The sequence below is a fragment of the Shewanella sp. 11B5 genome (assembly GCF_002836795.1).
In the GTDB taxonomy this organism is placed as follows: Bacteria; Pseudomonadota; Gammaproteobacteria; order Enterobacterales; family Shewanellaceae; genus Shewanella; species Shewanella frigidimarina.
Genome location: NZ_PJAP01000059.1, coordinates 1 through 1,408, shown reverse-complemented (window position 1 = coordinate 1,408; position 1,408 = coordinate 1). Strand labels below are relative to the sequence as shown.

At 41.1% G+C, this 1,408-nt stretch carries 1 protein-coding gene; it reads left to right on the top strand.

Features of this window, described 5'->3' with window-relative positions; all coding sequences use genetic code 11:
* On the top strand, positions 1-1,408 hold a 1,408-nt coding region (locus CXF78_RS00485; protein WP_145991275.1), incomplete at both ends, for an AAA family ATPase.

Genomic DNA, 1,408 nt, shown 5'->3' with positions numbered 1-1,408 from the left:
TGCCTATCTGATTTTTACCTTGCTGACTGACGATTCATTAAACTCTTTGGTTTCGCGCTCTGCAAAACAGCTCCTTAAAATAGATCCTGCACAGCTAAAACATGCATGGCCACAGCTTGCTCGTCAATCTACCGAGCATAAAGTGTCAAGTAGCGATATCGAAGAAACTCAGGCGATGCAGTCTGCGCCGAGCAAAACACCAAATCTAGACCAATTTACCCAAAATTTAACTGAGCAAGCAGAACTGGGGAAAATAGATCCTATTCTTGGACGTGATAATGAAATTAGGCAGATGATCGACATTTTAACCCGTCGCCGTCAAAATAATCCTATTTTAACGGGTGAAGCCGGTGTTGGTAAAACCGCTGTTGTGGAAGGTTTAGCGCTTAAAATTGCCCAGAAAGAAGTTCCGACTGCATTACAAAATGTTCGTATTCATGTACTGGATTTAGCCTTACTACAAGCTGGAGCCGGAGTGAAAGGGGAATTTGAGAACCGCTTAAAAGCTTTAATTAAAGAAGTTAAACAGTCTGTTAAACCTATTATTTTATTTATAGATGAAGCTCACACCATGATTGGCAGCGGCGGACAAGCTGGACAAAATGACGCGGCAAATTTATTAAAACCCGCATTAGCGCGTGGTGAGTTACGTACCATTGCGGCAACAACATGGGCAGAATATAAAAAGTTTTTTGAAAAAGATGCCGCATTAACTCGTCGTTTTCAAGTGGTTAAAATTGAAGAGCCTTCTCCTGAACAAGCTATTGCAATGATGCGGGGCTTGTTACCTGTAATGGAAGGGCACCATAAAATTCTTGTTTCCGATCAAGCTTTATGTGCTGCAGTTAACTTATCTCATCGATATATTACTGGCCGACAACTGCCAGATAAAGCGGTAAGTTTATTAGATACTGCATGCGCGCGTGTCGCTATGAGTCAAGCTTCTACCCCTGGAATGGTTGAATCCTTACAACGACAAATTCAGCAACTAGACACACAAATTAGCATTCTTACTCGTGAGCAAAAAACCGGTTCAGATCATAAAAAGTCTATTACAGAGTTAACCAAAAAACATAAATTGCTTTCAAAAGAACTCGCTCCTTTGACAACACAATGGCAGGACGAATTAGTTACCGTTCAAAAAATTGCTGAATTAGTTGGCCAGATTCAAGCATCAGAAACAGATACCGAACCTTTGTTAGTGGAGTTAACGGCGTTTAAGGCAATATTGTCAGCCAATAAACAGCCTATGGTGCATTGGCAAGTTGATGAACAATTGATTGCTGAAGTCATTTCTGATTGGACTGGCATTCCGGCAGGTAAAATGCAGGATGATGAAATAAAAACAATTTTGAACTTAAAAGACACCATGGCCAAGCGCGTTATCGGCCAAGATCATGCCTTGGAT